General features: G+C 47.3%; 14 protein-coding genes and 1 other RNA gene. 3 read left to right on the forward strand and 12 right to left on the reverse strand.

What is annotated here, in order from left to right; genetic code table 11:
- Positions 1-19 precede the first annotated feature (19 nt).
- Positions 20-613 carry a GTP cyclohydrolase II gene (gene ribA / locus ACOMHB_RS04760; protein ID WP_422473761.1) on the forward strand — a complete coding sequence of 198 codons (594 nt, stop codon included), beginning with the start codon at positions 20-22 and terminating at the stop codon, positions 611-613.
- Positions 614-823: 210 nt separating this feature from the next.
- On the opposite strand, the gene ACOMHB_RS04765 is transcribed toward ribA, so the two are convergent.
- Entirely contained in the window at positions 824-1,591 is a 768-nt protein-coding gene (locus tag ACOMHB_RS04765) for a hypothetical protein (protein ID WP_448215683.1), read from the reverse strand.
- A gap of 549 nt (positions 1,592-2,140) precedes the next feature.
- Between ACOMHB_RS04765 and ACOMHB_RS04770 the strand changes: the two genes are divergently transcribed.
- Positions 2,141-2,554, forward strand: coding sequence for a nuclear transport factor 2 family protein (locus ACOMHB_RS04770; RefSeq protein WP_317143498.1), 414 nt, complete (start codon positions 2,141-2,143; stop codon positions 2,552-2,554).
- 62 nt (positions 2,555-2,616) lie between these two features.
- Here ACOMHB_RS04770 and dxs read toward each other — a convergent pair whose 3' ends face one another.
- The 11 genes from dxs to ACOMHB_RS04825 form a co-directional block, all read right to left on the reverse strand.
- Entirely contained in the window at positions 2,617-4,542 is a 1,926-nt protein-coding gene (gene dxs, locus ACOMHB_RS04775; protein WP_448215684.1) for a 1-deoxy-D-xylulose-5-phosphate synthase, read from the reverse strand.
- Between the two features lie 325 nt (positions 4,543-4,867).
- Entirely contained in the window at positions 4,868-5,755 is an 888-nt protein-coding gene (ispA, locus tag ACOMHB_RS04780) for a (2E,6E)-farnesyl diphosphate synthase (RefSeq protein WP_448215685.1), read from the reverse strand.
- Between the two features lie 3 nt (positions 5,756-5,758).
- A complete protein-coding gene (locus tag ACOMHB_RS04785; protein ID WP_317143495.1) occupies positions 5,759-6,001 on the reverse strand; it encodes an exodeoxyribonuclease VII small subunit in 243 nt (80 codons plus the stop codon).
- Between the two features lie 237 nt (positions 6,002-6,238).
- Entirely contained in the window at positions 6,239-7,711 is a 1,473-nt protein-coding gene (locus ACOMHB_RS04790; protein WP_448215686.1) for an alanine/glycine:cation symporter family protein, read from the reverse strand.
- Between the two features lie 307 nt (positions 7,712-8,018).
- Entirely contained in the window at positions 8,019-8,495 is a 477-nt protein-coding gene (locus ACOMHB_RS04795) for a GNAT family N-acetyltransferase (protein WP_448215687.1), read from the reverse strand.
- A gap of 129 nt (positions 8,496-8,624) precedes the next feature.
- Positions 8,625-9,485 carry a hypothetical protein gene (locus tag ACOMHB_RS04800; protein ID WP_448215688.1) on the reverse strand — a complete coding sequence of 287 codons (861 nt, stop codon included), beginning with the start codon at positions 9,483-9,485 and terminating at the stop codon, positions 8,625-8,627.
- Positions 9,486-9,811: 326 nt separating this feature from the next.
- The gene (locus tag ACOMHB_RS04805) at positions 9,812-10,261 is read right to left on the reverse strand and encodes an ATP-dependent zinc protease family protein (RefSeq protein ID WP_448215689.1); all 450 of its coding nucleotides are present in this window, start codon (positions 10,259-10,261) and stop codon (positions 9,812-9,814) included.
- A 5-nt stretch (positions 10,262-10,266) separates the two neighbouring features.
- Positions 10,267-11,295, reverse strand: a complete 1,029-nt coding sequence (locus ACOMHB_RS04810; RefSeq protein ID WP_448215690.1) for a succinylglutamate desuccinylase/aspartoacylase family protein — start codon at positions 11,293-11,295, stop codon at positions 10,267-10,269.
- An 11-nt stretch (positions 11,296-11,306) separates the two neighbouring features.
- Positions 11,307-12,209 carry a 30S ribosomal protein S6--L-glutamate ligase gene (gene rimK, locus ACOMHB_RS04815; RefSeq protein WP_422136856.1) on the reverse strand — a complete coding sequence of 301 codons (903 nt, stop codon included), beginning with the start codon at positions 12,207-12,209 and terminating at the stop codon, positions 11,307-11,309.
- 278 nt (positions 12,210-12,487) lie between these two features.
- Positions 12,488-12,903, reverse strand: a transfer-messenger RNA (tmRNA) gene (ssrA, locus tag ACOMHB_RS04820).
- 127 nt (positions 12,904-13,030) lie between these two features.
- Complete coding sequence (locus ACOMHB_RS04825) at positions 13,031-14,341, reverse strand: ATP-binding protein (protein ID WP_448215691.1); 1,311 nt, start codon at positions 14,339-14,341, stop codon at positions 13,031-13,033.
- 412 nt (positions 14,342-14,753) lie between these two features.
- On the opposite strand from ACOMHB_RS04825, the gene ACOMHB_RS04830 reads away from it, so the two are divergent.
- On the forward strand, positions 14,754-16,136 hold the full coding sequence (locus ACOMHB_RS04830; RefSeq protein ID WP_448215692.1) for a glycosyltransferase family 4 protein: 1,383 nt from the start codon (positions 14,754-14,756) through the stop codon (positions 16,134-16,136).
- The last annotated feature ends 12 nt before the right edge of the window (positions 16,137-16,148 follow it).

Raw genomic sequence — 16,148 nt, forward strand, 5'->3', positions numbered from 1 at the left:
CTGTCTTGAGGAGTAGTGAGTGTCTGTTCGTTACGTTGCAGAGTCTCGCTTGCCCACCCCTTTCGGTGAGTTCATGATGCATGGATTTGAAGAGAGTGGCACCGGCAAGGAGCATCTGGCTCTCTCCATGGGGGATGTGAGTCAGGGTGGTCCCGTTCTGGCGCGGGTTCATTCAGAGTGTCTGACCGGAGATGCTCTTTTCAGCATGCGCTGTGATTGCGGCCCCCAGCTTGAGGAGGCCATGCGCAAGATTGCCGAAGCTGGTCGCGGGGTTATCCTGTATCTGCGTCAGGAAGGCCGTGGCATTGGTCTGCTGAACAAAGTACGGGCTTACCAGCTTCAGGATACAGGGCTGGATACGGTAGAAGCCAACGAAGAACTGGGTTTCGCTGCTGATCTGCGCAAATACGATATGTGCAAGACCATGCTGGATCATCTGGGGGTCACACAGTTAGTACTGATGACCAATAACCCTAAAAAGGTTGATGCTTTGACCCGTCAGGGGATTGATATTATTCATCGTCAGCCCCATCAGACCGGGCAGAATCCTCATAACGAGAAGTACCTGACCACCAAGGTCTGGAAGCTGGGACACTTGTACGATACTGCATGATGTCTGAGCTGGAGCCAGATGCGACCTGTTTCTGGCTCATTGTGTGTTTTTCTTTAAGTGAAATAAACTGGGCACCCAAAAATGCTACTCGAAACAAATCAACAGTAGATCCCAAAAAAAGAACAGGTTACGAGTGTCTTGTATTTTCCATTGTTTTCTGTACTGGACGGCTTGCACTGAACTTAGTGCAAGCTGTCGGTTATTGAGGATTTAATCTTGAAATATTCTGCCCTCTTTTATGATTGATTTATCGGATGAGTCTAATATCACGTATTTGTTATGTCTTGCATCACACTGAATATCGTAGAGGGATGCTGTAACAGGATTTTCATTAAAAACACACACATAAACGTCGCTGTTGTTACCCAACCTGGTGCCATTTTCAACAAGATGGGAATAGACTTGATGGTCTCTTATAAAAAGCAGTTTTGTATACTTTTTATCACCGAATTCCTCTAAAAAATCATCGACCTCTCCCTTATGAGAGACATTGTTTATTTCATTTATGGCAGTATGCATGGCAGCATTAATTCTGTTCTCACTCGCAGAAACCAGAAGATAACAATAACGATGACTAATACTATAAATGGAAGGCAACTCAGCCCAAATTTTATCCCCTGTTCCCAGGGTAACTTCTATATTTGAACCTAACGGATCGTCATAACTAAACGTTCTAGCATATTCTTCGTTATTCATTTGTGAATATTTTTCATGGTTATTTTCTCTATTTTCCAAAATGGAGGTAGAGAGATGACTGCCAGAAGGCTGACTGTCTGTCGGAACCAACAGCACTTCTTCAAACTTTCTTTTAGTTGCTTTACGGGCTGCAATGCCTGAAGCCTCATTTGCAGAAGGCTGATCAATACGTGGAATAAGCGTTGTAGCCTCCTCCGAATCGGTCCTGGACTCCGCTGCACTGTAATGCGGCGGTTGAGTTGCCGCATTGACTGCGGCGCTGGTTGTTACTTCGTAAGTCATTATATATCCCTCCTAATAACTAGTAGTTTTAGACAAGCAAAGGTCATTGAGGTTTTGGACAGGTAATGGTCATTAAAGTTCCAAAAAAAAGCAAAAAATAGGACATCCACAAAAAATAGAAAAAATAGGACATCCATATAAAAATATAAAATACAGCCTATTAACCGCGAGCCCAGCAGCCCATCAAACCCTGACAGCCACTCAGAACAATCGTTTGTCATAACAAACGACAAACGAATCACTGAAAAGGGGAAAAAGTCAGAAATAGCAAAGGTCCCCATATGACAGGACAGACAAATAACAATGGAAAAGTAGAGCAGTCAACTTACGCCATACAATGAGCGACTATAGGTAAACAATCCCTTTGCTCATTACTGTCCCATTTCCCGAGCAATAGTTTTCATGGCTTCCAGCCTGTCCACTGTCCGATAAAGGCGGTTATTCCATCTCATGGTTTTGAGCCATTCATTTGAATCAATTTCCAGTTGGGTCAGAATGGGTGGGATATCTGAAGAAATTGAACCTTTCTTATAGGTAGGAATAGTACTCATGAATGCAAAAGTAATGACTTATCAGCAAAAAGTGCAACTTTTCTGTGATGCTCTACAAATTGTCCTGGCAAAGCATGACACCTCAAAAGTGACTGATTATTTTACGGAGGACGCCGTCATAATCATCAATGAAAGACGTCTGGAGGGCAGTCGGCAAATTTGCGAACGATTACAGTGGATAAAGGAGCATACCAGGAGCGTAGATATTTCTGTGCATCGGATTTTTTTCGACGGTGACCGGGGGTTCGACCACCACACCTCCAGAGTGACCTCTAATGAGGGCTCTACCGCCCTGTTTAAAATATTTGGCTATATAGAGATGCGCGACAATAAAATATCACTGTATGAAGATGTAACCATTCAGATGGAAGGTGAAGAAGCTATGCATTTAGCGACATCTGTTCAGCAATAGATCACAGTAACAGAAGTGAAATGAATCAGCCTCCCAAGAACAGGAGGCTGATAATGAGATGATCAGGCTGGTGTGACGTGGGCGATCTTAATCGCGCTTTTCAGGCTCCGGCTCATGCGTTTCAAAATGGATCGTTTGATGCCCCCGGCATCCAGTCCACACTCGGCCAGTTGTTGTTTGTGACTGGCGGCTTCGATGTAGTCATCCGGAATGCCCAGCTGCATGATGGGCACATTGATGCCATGCTCGTTCAGGAGCTCGGAAACGGCTGAGCCGACTCCACCGGCAATGCAGCCTTCTTCCAGCGTGACCAGCAGTTCATGATCTTTGGCCAGCTGTTGAATAAGCTCTTTATCCAGCGGTTTCACAAAGCGCATGTTTGCGACAGTGGCATTCAGTTCGTCAGCGACTTGCAGAGCGTTCTGCAGCAAAGTGCCGAAAGAAAGAATTGCCACTTGCTGTCCCTGACGACGAATTTCTCCTTTACCGATTGCTATGGGTTCCAGACTTTCACTGATCGCGACACCGGGTCCGGTTCCTCTCGGATAACGGACAGAAGCCGGTCCCTGATACTGGTAACCTGTAGAGAGCATACGACGGGTTTCATCTTCATCAGAAGGTGTCATGACCAGCATTTCAGGTACACAGCGCAGGTAGGCAATATCAAAACAGCCGCCATGAGTCGGGCCGTCTTCGCCAACCATGCCTGCCCGGTCGATGGCGAAAAGGACATCCAGCTTTTGAACGGCAACGTCGTGAATCAGCTGATCGTAGGCTCGTTGCAGGAAAGTAGAGTATATCGCTACGACGGGTTTCATTCCCTCACAAGCCATACCGGCAGCCAGAGTCACTGCGTGCTGTTCGGCAATGGCGACATCAAAATAGCGATCCGGGTAGCGATCAGCAAAGCGAATCAGGTCCGAGCCTTCACACATGGCCGGGGTAATACCGACCAGTTTGTCGTCTTTTGCAGCCATGTCGCAGAGCCATTGACCAAAGACATTACAGTACTTGGGTTTTTTGGGAAGACTGGGTTTTTCTTCACTGGCTTTGGAGCTGGGTTCCAGTTTTGTGATGGCGTGATAACCTATAGGGTCTTTTTCTGCCGGTGTAAAGCCTTTACCCTTGCGGGTTACTACGTGCAGGAATTGAGGACCGTCCAGATCTTTGAGGTTCTCAAGAGTGTGCAGCAACATGGGCAGGTCGTGGCCGTCAATAGGACCAAAATAGTTAAAACCCATTTCTTCGAACAGAGTACCGGGAATGATCATTCCCTTCATGTGTTCTTCGGTCCTGCGCGCCAGCTCCCAGGCATGGGGGATGCCATTAAGTACTTTCTTGCTGCCTTCCCGAATATGGTGATAGGTCCTGCTGGATAAGATTTTGGTCAGATAATTCGACAAGCCGCCCACGCTTTTTGAAATGGACATGTCATTGTCGTTTAAAATAACCAGCATGTTGGCTTTCAGGTCGGCGGCATGGTTCATGGCTTCATAAGCCATCCCGGCCGTCATGGAACCATCGCCAATCACGGCAACGGTACGACGTTTTTCTCCTTTCAGTCGAGCGCTGGTCGCCATGCCCATTGCGGCACTGATAGACGTACTGGAGTGACCTACGCCAAAAGTATCAAACTCACTTTCTTCTCTTTTTGGAAACGCAGCCAGACCGTCTTTCTGACGAAGAGTGCTCATTTTTTCTTTACGGCCAGTGATTATTTTATGGGGATAGGTCTGGTGGCCCACATCCCATACCAGGCGATCATGGGGGGTATCTAAGAGATAGTGCAGGGCGACAGTCAGTTCAACAACACCCAGCCCGGCACCAAAATGCCCACCTACCTGACCGACCGAGTAGAGCAGAAATTCTCTGAGTTCCCGGGCCAGCTGGGGCAGATCTGTCCTGTCAAGTTGGCGCAGCTGATCAGGCGTATCGACCTGATCCAACAGCGGAGTATCAGGTTTTGTCTTGGGTATTTCGTGAAACATGTTTGCTTGCGATCCAGGCCTCTCAGCCATAAAAAGCGACTTTTTCAGGGGAAGCGGTGTTCCGGGTCGCTTTTCAAAAATTCGACGTAGTTCCTCATTCACCACAACTTGTATGGGACGGGAAGGGGAAACCTTGATGTTTCCGGCAGTTTGCCAGGTTTGAGGGTATCGAAGCCTGACAGCGTCATAACACAGTCATGAGAGACTGATATCATTCCACACTCTTCTCAAAGGGCAAAGAATGATAACAGTAAATGTCATCGGTGAATTATAGGATTGTACCTGAACAGGAGGTTTTTTCTATTGGAATACTGCTCAGATCGGTTCAATGAGATCTCTGGATGACATACTCTGCCATTTGCCTGAGTATTATGGCTCGACCCCCGAAGCTTTCAAGGGAGTGAATCGCCTGCTGAGAAAGGGAGCTGGCGAGCTCTCTGGCTCCTTCCAGTCCCATGAGCGATACGTAGGTGGGCTTGTCGAGAGCCAGGTCTGCCCCCTGTTGTTTGCCCAGTACTTCGGTGTCGACAGTGACGTCAAGAATGTCATCCTGAACCTGAAAGGCCAGACCAATAGCGTTCGCATAACGAATAAGGTGGGTCAGTTGTTCCCTTTCGACTTTACCGCTTGAGATGGCGCCCATGACAACACTGGCGCGAATCAGCGCCCCGGTTTTGTGGCTGTGCATTAACTGCAGCTGTTCCTGATTCAGAGGACTGCCTACCGAGTTGAGGTCCATGGATTGGCCACCGCACATGCCCCCATGGCCAGAAGCACGGGCCAGCTCCCCGACCAGTTGCAGACGGACAGGCGCGGGTAATTCATGACTGTTGGTAGCCAGTACTTCAAAAGCCAGGGTTTGCAGAGCGTCACCGGCCAGAATGGCTGTGGCTTCATCAAAAGCTTTGTGACAGGTGGGTTTGCCTCTTCTAAGGTCATCGTCATCCATTGCTGGAAGGTCATCATGTACCAGGGAGTAAGCATGGATCAGCTCTACAGCGCAGGCAGCAGGGTCTGCCTGAGTCTGCTCGCCGCCGAGAGCTTCAGAGGCGGCATAAACCAGGATCGGTCGGACACGTTTGCCGCCGTTAAAAACGGAGTAGGACATAGCCTCAACCAATCTTTCACTGACCTGACTGATTCCGGGAAGATGATTTTTGAGCTGCTCATCAACGCGGCTTTGACAACCCTTGATGTATTCCAGCAGAGTCATGGATTATTGGCCTTCTGTCGGATCAAACGGGCGGGTTTCCGGCTGGCCCTGATTTTCCAGAAGCTGCTGGACTCTCTGTTCTGCTTCAGTCAGGGCTTTCTGACATTCACGTGTCAGCTTTACCCCTTTTTCAAAGGCCTTCAGTGACTCTTCCAGCGACATATCACCGGATTCCATTTGCTGGACCAGTGTATCCAGTTCTGTGAGCGACTGCTCAAAGGCGAAGCCCTGCTTTTTTTCCGGCATGCTCAGAAACCTTTTCCATTGACTTGGTGAGGGAGTACCTGCCTTTGGGATGACCTTTCACAGCCAGAGTGCTTCAGTGCATGGCAAAAAGGACGGTACTCACCTGGATAACTTTAAACGGGCCCAAGCATATCACAAATCCGGGTTAGGACAGGTTCTGCTGAAGCGGTTTTATGTCAGGCAGGAGAGCATTTCCAGGAAAAAGAGGTCGGGCAGGTGGCTCGACCTCAACAGATGTTATTCAGTAGCCGTCTGGGCCTTCACTTTCGGGATAGGGTATGGTTGAACCCCGCCAGCATTGTGCTCCTGCCATACGTCTTTATCCATGGTCTCATCAAGCAATGGAAACTTCTTACGGTTAAATACCGGGACAACGCCGTCAGCCACCTGTTCGTCAAAGTCTTTCAGAACCTGCACAACGATGCCTGACAGTAGCAGAATAGCGGTAATGTTGATCAGGGCCATGATACCCATAGACAGATCGGCAAAAGCCCAGACGGCAGGAAGATTGCCAATAGAGCCCCAGAACACCATAACCAGCACTGCCAGACGATAAAGCACCAACAGAGGCTTGCTGTTTTTGATAAACAGCAGGTTGGACTCACCGTAGTAGTAGTTGGCAATGATGGAAGTGAAAGCAAACAACAAAATGGCTACTGCAACCAGATGTTCACCCCAGGAGCCTATCTCACTGGACAGGGCAGCCTGAGTCAATGCAACGCCGGTCAGGCCACTGCCCGGTTCCAGCATGCCAGACATCAGAATGATAGCAGCCGTGGCTGTACATACGACGATAGTGTCCATAAATACCCCCAGCATTCCCATCATGCCCTGACTGACCGGGTGAGTGGAGTGTGCAGTCGCTGCAGCGTTGGGTGCGCTACCCATACCCGCTTCGTTGGAGAAAAGACCGCGCTTGATACCTTGCATCATCGCCTGGGAAACCATGTAGCCAACACCGCCACCCATAGCTGTTTCAAGACCGAAAGCACTCTTGAAAATCAGAGTGAATACAGCTGGCAGTTCAGAGACATTCATGGCAACGATCACGAGAGCCACAGCCAGGTAGCCCAGAGCCATCACAGGAACAATCATTTCAGCGACTTTGGCAATGGAACGAATGCCGCCAAAGATAACAATGCCGCTGACCAGTACCAGACCTGCACCAATGTACTCAGGAGCAATGTTATAACCCGAAAAAGCAGCCGCAATAGAGTTGGACTGAACACTGTTGAAAGCAAATCCGAATGCGATAATCAGGGCGATGGAAAAAGCAATGCCCATCCAGCGCTGACCCAACGCTTTCTGCATATAGTAAGCGGGACCTCCGCGATAGGTGCCGTCGCCATTGTTGGTTTTGTAAATCTGGGCGAGAGTGTTTTCTGAAAAGCTGGTTGCCATACCCAGCAGGGCGATCAGCCACATCCAGAAGATGGCACCGGGTCCACCCAGGTAGATGGCAACGGCAACACCGGCGATATTACCGGTACCTATTCGGGCCGCAAGACTGGTGCAGAATGCCTGGAACGCAGAAATCTGGCGGTGGGAGTGGGTTCTGCGACTTCCCATCATGGTTTTGGCGGCCAGACCGAAGCGGCGAAACTGCACGAAGCGGGTACGAATAGTGAATAAAATACCGGCTCCTAGCAGCAGGTAAATCAGGATACTTCCCCAAAGAAGATTATTCGATGCAGAAATGAAATCGTTCATAGTAATTCCGGAATATCAATATGACATAAAGTTTGTTTTTTATTATTTCCATATAATATAGATGAATAAACGATGATAGATAGGTACAAACCCTGTCTTTACGGTTCAGCTGAAAGTCACGAATAGCAACGGGTTAAGAGGCTGCTGAAAAACTACCGAGTCAAGCTGAGACACAGCACCAATTGGCGAAAAAGGCCAGTTTACAGCGAGTAAATGAGCATCCCAGCCGCCTACAGGGCTGCCCTCGGAGAAGCGCAGCACTTTTGCGACAGCCTCTTAGAAGTGTGGGTGAAACCACAACAATGAGTCAGCAGGCATCATCAGAGAGGTTTTTCGTCATGGGAATGCAGTCCAGCCGAAGTCCTCTGGAAGAATGATAAGTCGACACTTCATTTCCTTCAAAACCACAAAGTCTATAAAAGGGAGCCGCATTCAAAGTTGAATTCAGCTTCATCTCAGGTAGACCGGCTTCTCTCGCAATCTGTTCCAGGTGAGTCATCATCCTGCGGGCTACGCCCATTCCCATAAATCGGGGGTCCACAAAGATGGCATCGATCATACCGTTCCCGATATCAATCATTCCTGTACCGGCTACTTCCCCTTTCATCATCACAACATGAAAATTCTGCTCAACGTCATCGACAAATTTCTCAGTGGCAGAACCATCAGTCCAAAGAGCGATGGCTTCATCACTGTAATGGCCTTTGCATTCAGAACGTATCGCCAGAGTTCGAAGCTCAAAAGCTCTATGGGCATCGCTGCCTTGTGCTTTTCTTATTTCCATTGTTGTCAGGGATCTACTGCTTTTTTGCGAAGAATAGCTTTTAAAATCTAACAGTTATTGACATGTTATGTTAGCCGTCTTTCTGCTTGAGGCCGCCAGACTGTCGATTGATAGCAGTAATCCCTGATATTACAGTTCCGGTTTGCCTGAGGGTTGATCAGGATAATTTAAAAGATAAGCGTCGTTTATGCCGTCGGCTGTGTCATCGTAGTCAATCACATTGCCAGTTTGATAGTGACCGGTTTTATCAACGCTACAGAACTGGTGGCCTCGTATCATGGCCTGAAGCAGGCAATATTCTGTGGAGTAGGGAGGGCCATAAACCGTATGCGTGGCAAATGGCTGACCATTGCGCACAGCCCAACCAACGCCTATCCACGTGGCATAAGACATGTCTTTACGCATAGCCTGCACCAGAGGGAGGGGCAATACACCTTCGCCTACCGCTGCATCAAACACCTTGCATTTAGCCTGTGTGGAAAGTTTTCCGAAAGCAATGCTTTCGTTCTGCAAAGGTTTTGCGCACATGCTGATATCGCTTGAATCAACCACTTCTGGTTTTTCAGCAGAGCAGAACTTGAAAAGATCTGCCAGAGCGCCTGAGCTCAGAACCCATTTATCAGACTGGTCAGGGCTGAGTGGATCATTTTTGTGCTTAGGCAGTATTTGAAATCTTGACTGGACCTCACTTTCCGTCGCATCCAGCCAGAAATAGTCATTGCTGCGCCTGATGTCATAGCCACCTTCACTCTTTACTTCATAAACACAAAAGTGCTTTATTTTGCCATCCGCCTGGTCGGTTTCACTCAGATCCAGTGCCGCCCTGCCGAAAAACCATTTTGGTTGATCTGGCTCAACTTTATCATCGATGAGAATACACAGGTTGCCGTCGGCAGGCAGAACCGACTGCTGCCGCCAACATGGTTCGGCACTCGCACCCAGAGAAAATAACAGGGTGAAAGGAAGGCCAAATTTGAGAAATCTCTTCATTACACGATCCTCCAATCTTCAGAACACTTCGCTTCAGTCAAGAAGTTTAGTGAATTAATTAGAATGAGCTGATTTAAAATTGCTTAACCCATACACATAAGACACGCTGGACCCCGTATAAGTTCCCGAAAAACACTAGCTGATGACTGCTGCATGGTTAAAAATCCGAAAATCACTTTACCGGTGGTCTCCTTATATCTTTCCATCTGGAATGGCATCCCGGGTGGCAACTTCATCGACGAGAATATACAGGTCGCAATCGGCAGGCAGAATCGAGTGTTGCTGCCAGCATGGTTTGGCATTCACACCCAAAGAATGTATCTATCCTATTTGTTCTTCATAAATTTCCGAGAAGGATCTACTAAAAAAATATTAGCCATCCCTTCTCTTCCAAGTAACATCAGATATGTCATCTTTGCACGGTTAGAAAGTGTTACATCGATAGTCCAGATGTGGTCATGCAATTTTAATGTGGTACTAATCACATACCGTTTTTCTATCATCCCGTTTGATGACCTTATGGTTTTGATATCTTTAACAGGCGCTTTACAGTTTAGAACTTCTTCCACGTTATGGAGGTTCGGATGCAGGTCAAACATAACCCATGGGCTCCCCTCGTCTTCAAAGGATATTAAATTGTCCACATGCAGGGAGGAGGTTTTTGCTCCGGTATCAATGCGTACTTCAACGCCACAAATACCCAGGTCTGGCAGGTCGCATAGCTCTACACAGCCAATAACAGGTTTGTTGTTTGCTTTTTGTATTTTTTTAAACATTCAAGTTACTCCAAGGCGGACGATTCAGTTTGCAGCTCTTCCTGCATCATTTCTATATCTTCAGCAACATCATCATCGGATGCAGAAAAGAAAGCGATATGAAACATAGCCTCACCCTCCTGAACGAGAGGGATATTCTGTTTACCAATAATGATGCCTGCCTGTGTCGCTTTTACTACATCAATGACTTCACCAAGTGGGCTACCAATAGTGGCTAATGGAGTTCCCTTATCAACCTGATCACCAAGATTTTTAAGTGAGTTGATAATGCCGCTGGCATTAGCCCTGACCCACGAACTTTTGTTCGCTATGTAGGGAGTAAAAGCTTTTATTTTGCGCCTTAGTCTAAGCATCCCCAGTTCAGCTAACACATTGATAACGCCATGAACTCCCGCACGTATACTGACTTCATCAAATCTTAAGGCTTCTCCGGCTTCATAAAGCAGTATTCGCGCATTGTGCTCTTCAGCTGCCTGTCGAAGAGAATTATCACGAATATTGGCGTTCAATAAAACGGGTACACCGAATGCACGGGCCAGAGAGAGTGTTTCTTTATCCATCAGATTGGCACGAATCTGAGGCAGGTTTGAGCGATGAACAGCACCTGTGTGGAGGTCTATGCCGTATTCACAGAGGCTGACTATTTCTTTCAGGAATATATGAGCTAACCGGCTGGCCAATGAGCCTTTCGGTGAACCGGGAAAGCTTCTGTTTAAATCTCGACGATCTGGGAGATATCGGCTTTGATAAAGCACGCCATAGACATTAACCATTGGAACAAGAATTAATGTGCCCACAGTAACTTTAAATGTCTTTAAATTTATTAGCCGACGAATAATCTCAATACCGTTCAGTTCATCACCATGAACAGCTGCAGACACAAAGACTTTTGGACCTGGTTTTTTACTGTGTATAACATGTACAGGTACTGAAAAGTCCGTATCGGTGTACAGCTTTGCAACCTCCAGACTAACTTGTCTGGTTTGCCCGGCCTTGATCACGGAGCCACCGATACTGATATCTGGTAATAACATCTTTGTCACCTTCAGCCTTTTCCACGGGTTCGGGTTGATTTAGTTGCTTTGCTTTCAATAAATTCGTAGATCATGCCAGCAACATTTTTTCCTGTTGCTGTTTCAATGCCCTGCAGTCCCGGAGAGGAGTTAACTTCCATAACGACTGGCCCATTGTCAGATTGTAAAAGGTCGACACCACAGACATTCAGTCCCATTACTTTTGCGGCATTAACGGCAGTCGCTCTCTCCTCTTTTGACAAACGGACAAGCGTTGCTGTTCCACCGCGATGGAGGTTTGAGCGAAATTCTCCATCTGCTCCCTGTCGTTTTATAGCGGCTACGACTTTGCTACCAATCACAAAGCAACGGAGATCTGCACCTCCTGCTTCTTTTATAAACTCCTGAACTAAAATATTAGCTTTCAACCCAAAAAAAGCCTCAATTATTGCTTCTGCTGCTTTCTGATTCTCTGCGAGAACTACTCCGATACCCTGAGTACCTTCCAGTAATTTTATTACCAGGGGGGCTCCACCTACGTTTTTGATAAGGTCCTTTACATTCTCGGGTTTACAGGCAAAGCCTGTTCTTGGTAATCCAATATCTTTTCGTGACAACAATTGTAAAGAACGTAATTTGTCGCGAGAGCGAGTAATGGCGACAGATTCATTCACACAGAATGTGCCCATCATTTCAAATTGCCTGACGATGGCAGTGCCATAAAATGTAATTGAAGCGCCAATTCTTGGTATCACTGCATCGTAGTATGGAAGAGACTCACCATCACAACGAACAGTGGGGCGACTGCGTGTTACATCCATATAACATCGGAGTGTGTCAATAATATCAACTTCATGTCCTCTTTCTTCGCCGGCTTCTTTTAAACGACGAGTAGAGTACAGTTTGGGGTTGCGAGACAGTACTGCAATTTTCATATTGACTCCAAATTACTTCAAGATAGAAGTTTGTGGGAACAAACAAACTTGATAAGAAATCTTTATTTCCTCAAAAATAGTCCGTCAGGGATGATGTGTTTCAGGCAGGTGGCAAATGTTCATGCGCTCGAGAATTGCACGACCCGGAGATAAACCTGCGAAAACGGCTGGAAGTTTCGCTCGACAAACCTTTGATACTTTTTCGGAACCCTGAAGAAAAAGTGTCTTGTCAGACATAAAAAAAGCCCTGCAGATCAATTATCCACAGGGCTTTATATTGGTGGAGGCGGCGGGAATTGAACCCGCGTCCGCCGATTCTCAGCCTTCGGCTCTACATGCTTAGATCCGCCTTTGGATTTAACTCAGTAACGACCCAGCGGTCGGGGTTCTACTGAGCGATCCTGTTCAGTTTTAGCTGGCCAGCCACAGGCATACCGGGCCTCGCGAGTCTACTTACGGTGACAGTCCAAAAACCGGCCAGTAGACGAGCCGGACAGACTGGAAGACTCGTAGGGTTTAGCTACGATTAAGCTGCAAGTGCGATCTCTTCTTGATCGAAGAGTTCGTTTTGAGCGTCTCCAAGAGCTACCAGGTTGGCAACTATAAGGTTTGTAGTGTTTTGATTAACGAGAACCACTACGTCCTCGGCATGCACCTAAGGTTTCGATACCGTCGTCGAATCCAGATCGCCCCCGGATCAAAACTTCATTGGATCATTTAGTTATAGGCCATCTATAGAAGTAAGACAATTTTTTATATATCTCGCTCCCATCTCTTATTGTTCCAGCAGCACCTGGCGAACAGAAGTCCGGCTATCCAAATTACCCCAGAATCTCTTTGATTTTAGAAATGTAATACAAAGGCAGGACTCTGGCAGCAGGGTCATCCAGTGAGCCTGTTGAACCAATCAGCTTGAGTGTTGTATTTGGGCTATATCGCTGGACATAAGTTTGCAGCGATTTGGCTCGAGTCCTTTTGCCACTTTTTACTTCTACAGGTACGATGTCACCTGCTTCGGTTTTATACAGAAATTCGATTTCACTTCTGGCGTATTCCCATGAATAGGTTGGCTTGCCGATCAGGGTGATGAGTTCGTTTTGTATGAAGTTTTCTGCGATAAAACCCTTGTAGTGATACTTCTGATCCCGATGCTCCTTGTAGTTGATCTGCAGCATGTGTCCCAGTAAGCCAATATCGAATAAAAACAGTTTGAAGATATTTTCTTTGGCCAGTGGTTTAAGGGGGGAGTCAGGCTTGCAGTCTATGGGGTGACACTTGGATATCAGTCGGCAATTTTCCAGCCAGTTAATGGGGCCCGCCAGCTCTTTGTAGCGACTTTTTTTCTCTAAAACGTCTTTGAACTTAAACCGTTTAACTGAGTCGTCCATGGTATTGGATAACTGAACTGGCACATTTTTAAAAATTGCCTGTATATGTTGTGCAGAAAGTTTATCGGAGTACTTTCCGAAATCACGCTCATAACCCGAGAGAAGTGAAGTATGTATTTGTTGGACTGTCCGGGTTCTTTCAGTGATGTCTTTATCAACCCCAAACCAGGCCTTTACTGCTTCTGGCATCCCTCCAACAAAGTAATAGTCAATAAGCAAACTGAAGAGCTTTTCATGAGCTACCTTACCCAGATTCATTTGTTCAAAAGCTTTAACCAGAGGCGGTTGATTGGAGGCCAGGAGGAATTCCTCAAATGTCAGTGGGTAGAGTTCAAGCCATTCCACCTTGCCAACGGGAAATGAATCCAGAAGACCAATATTTGACCCCGATGCACAGAGATACATTTGAGGACACTGTTCAGCAAAAAACTTCAGGGAGTGAAGGGCCGCCAGACACTCTCCAACCTCATCAAAAATGATGAGATCCTTTTGCCTGTCAATGCTGATGTTCAGTTCAATCTCGATATTGGTGATAATATCGTCTGGTTTGAGAGAGTCGGCAAACAGGTTCGCCAAACCGGGCTGCTCAAGAAAATCCAGGCGTATGACTTGTTCAAAGTGTCCACCGAACAGTGTTTCAAGGAGAAAAGATTTGCCCGTTTGCCTTGCGCCATCAAGCAGAACAGGCTTTCTTGAGGGGCTTTGCTTCCAATCAAGCAGTTTTTTCAGCAACAATCTTTTCATGGGGTATGTCGGATTTTTGATCGTTCTTCAATAAAGTGTAGGTGTATACACTTTTATGCGCAATAAAGTGTATTTTTATAACATTTTATTGCGCATAAAAGTGTTATAACAGTTTTTTTGCGTGGCCAACATTCTGTCCAAAAGATCAGGCATGAAGGTAGATCTGTCATTAGTTCGCTGCAGACAAAGAGAGCATGACCCTCAGAGATTCATTCGATCTGCACCCGCCATTTCACGCCCGCTTCACTTTATGCTATTTTCCCACGACCCTGACGATCAGGAGCCTGTCCGAGTCTGACAGAAAGGACTCACCCGCAAATGATACGGGTAGAAAACGGTGGCCTTTGTCCCGTCACATTCAGCAAACTGCGCTGTTTCAAGCCCATAAACCAGTCTGGTGACAGGTTATTCAATGACCATACAAGAAAAACTACCCAACACACTGACGTCAGCAAGCCCTCTGTCGTCTGAGGTATCTAAACAGCCTGCCAGGTCGCTTAAAATCTGTCTGCTGTGTTATCGAAGTCATCCTTTCGTGGGCGGTCAGGGCATCTACCTCAAATACCTGAGCAAGGCTCTGGTCGAAGCTGGTCATCAGGTGGATGTTATTTCCGGCCCTCCCTATCCGGATCTTGATCCCCGGGTGGGACTGATTGAAATCCCCAGTCTGGATCTGTTCAGCCAGGAAAGTCATGTCACAGCCCTGAGACCCAGACACCTGAAATCCTGGTCTGATTTTTTTGAATGGTGGGCCATGCTGACCGGAGGCTTTGCCGAGCCCTACACATTTACCCGTCGTGTCGTGAAATATCTGCACAAAAACGGTCATGACTACGACATTATTCATGACAACCAGAGTCTGGGCTATGGCCTTCTGGACCTGCAAAAACAGGGTATTCCTGTTGTCGCCACCGTCCATCACCCCATAACCCGCGACAAACAGCTGGCTCTGGATGCCGCGCCTGACTGGAAGCATCGTCTGTTGACCCGTCGCTGGTATTCTTTCCTGACCATGCAGGGCAGAGTGGTTCGTGAACTGAAGCACATTGTCACTGTTTCGGAACAGTCCCGGGGAGATATCGCTGAAGCCTTTGAACGTCCAGCTGACGATATCAGTCTTATTTATAACGGGATTGATACCGAAGCCTTCAGCCCTCAGCCCCATATCGAACGCAAGCCATTCAGAATTATGACAACAGCCTCTGCGGACCAGCCTTTGAAAGGTTTAAAACACCTTCTGGAAGCCATGGCTTTGTTAAAACCGGACTATCCTGAGCTGGAACTGCTGGTGGTAGGCAAACTGAGAGCAGGTGGTCAGACAGAGCGACAGTTGAAACAACTGAATCTTGGTTCAGCGGTAACTTTTGTGTCCGGCATTTCCACTGAACAAATGGTGGAATACTATTCCGAAGCCGCCATTGCTGTGACCCCTTCACTCTATGAGGGTTTTGGGCTGCCGGCCGGAGAAGCCATGTCCTGTGGATGTGCGGTAATTTCTTCAGACGGAGGAGCTCTCCCTGAAGTTGTGGGAGATGCTGGCCTGATTGTCCGGGCTGGCAACAGCAAAGCCCTGGCACAAGCCTTGCGGACACTGTTGGAAAACCCTGAACAGCGGATGAAATACGGCCAGCTTGGCCGACAACGAATTCTGGATACCTTCTGCTGGAAACTAGCCGCCAGACAGTTCAGCCAGTATTACCTGAACCTGTTGGATACTGAACAAGAACCCGAAGAATTAAAAGCCACAATCGCTGCCGATGCTGAGCCTGACCAGCGAACCGCTGTCAGCGGGTGATGCCAGAGGATA

The sequence above is a fragment of the Endozoicomonas sp. 2B-B genome (genome assembly GCF_053470045.1).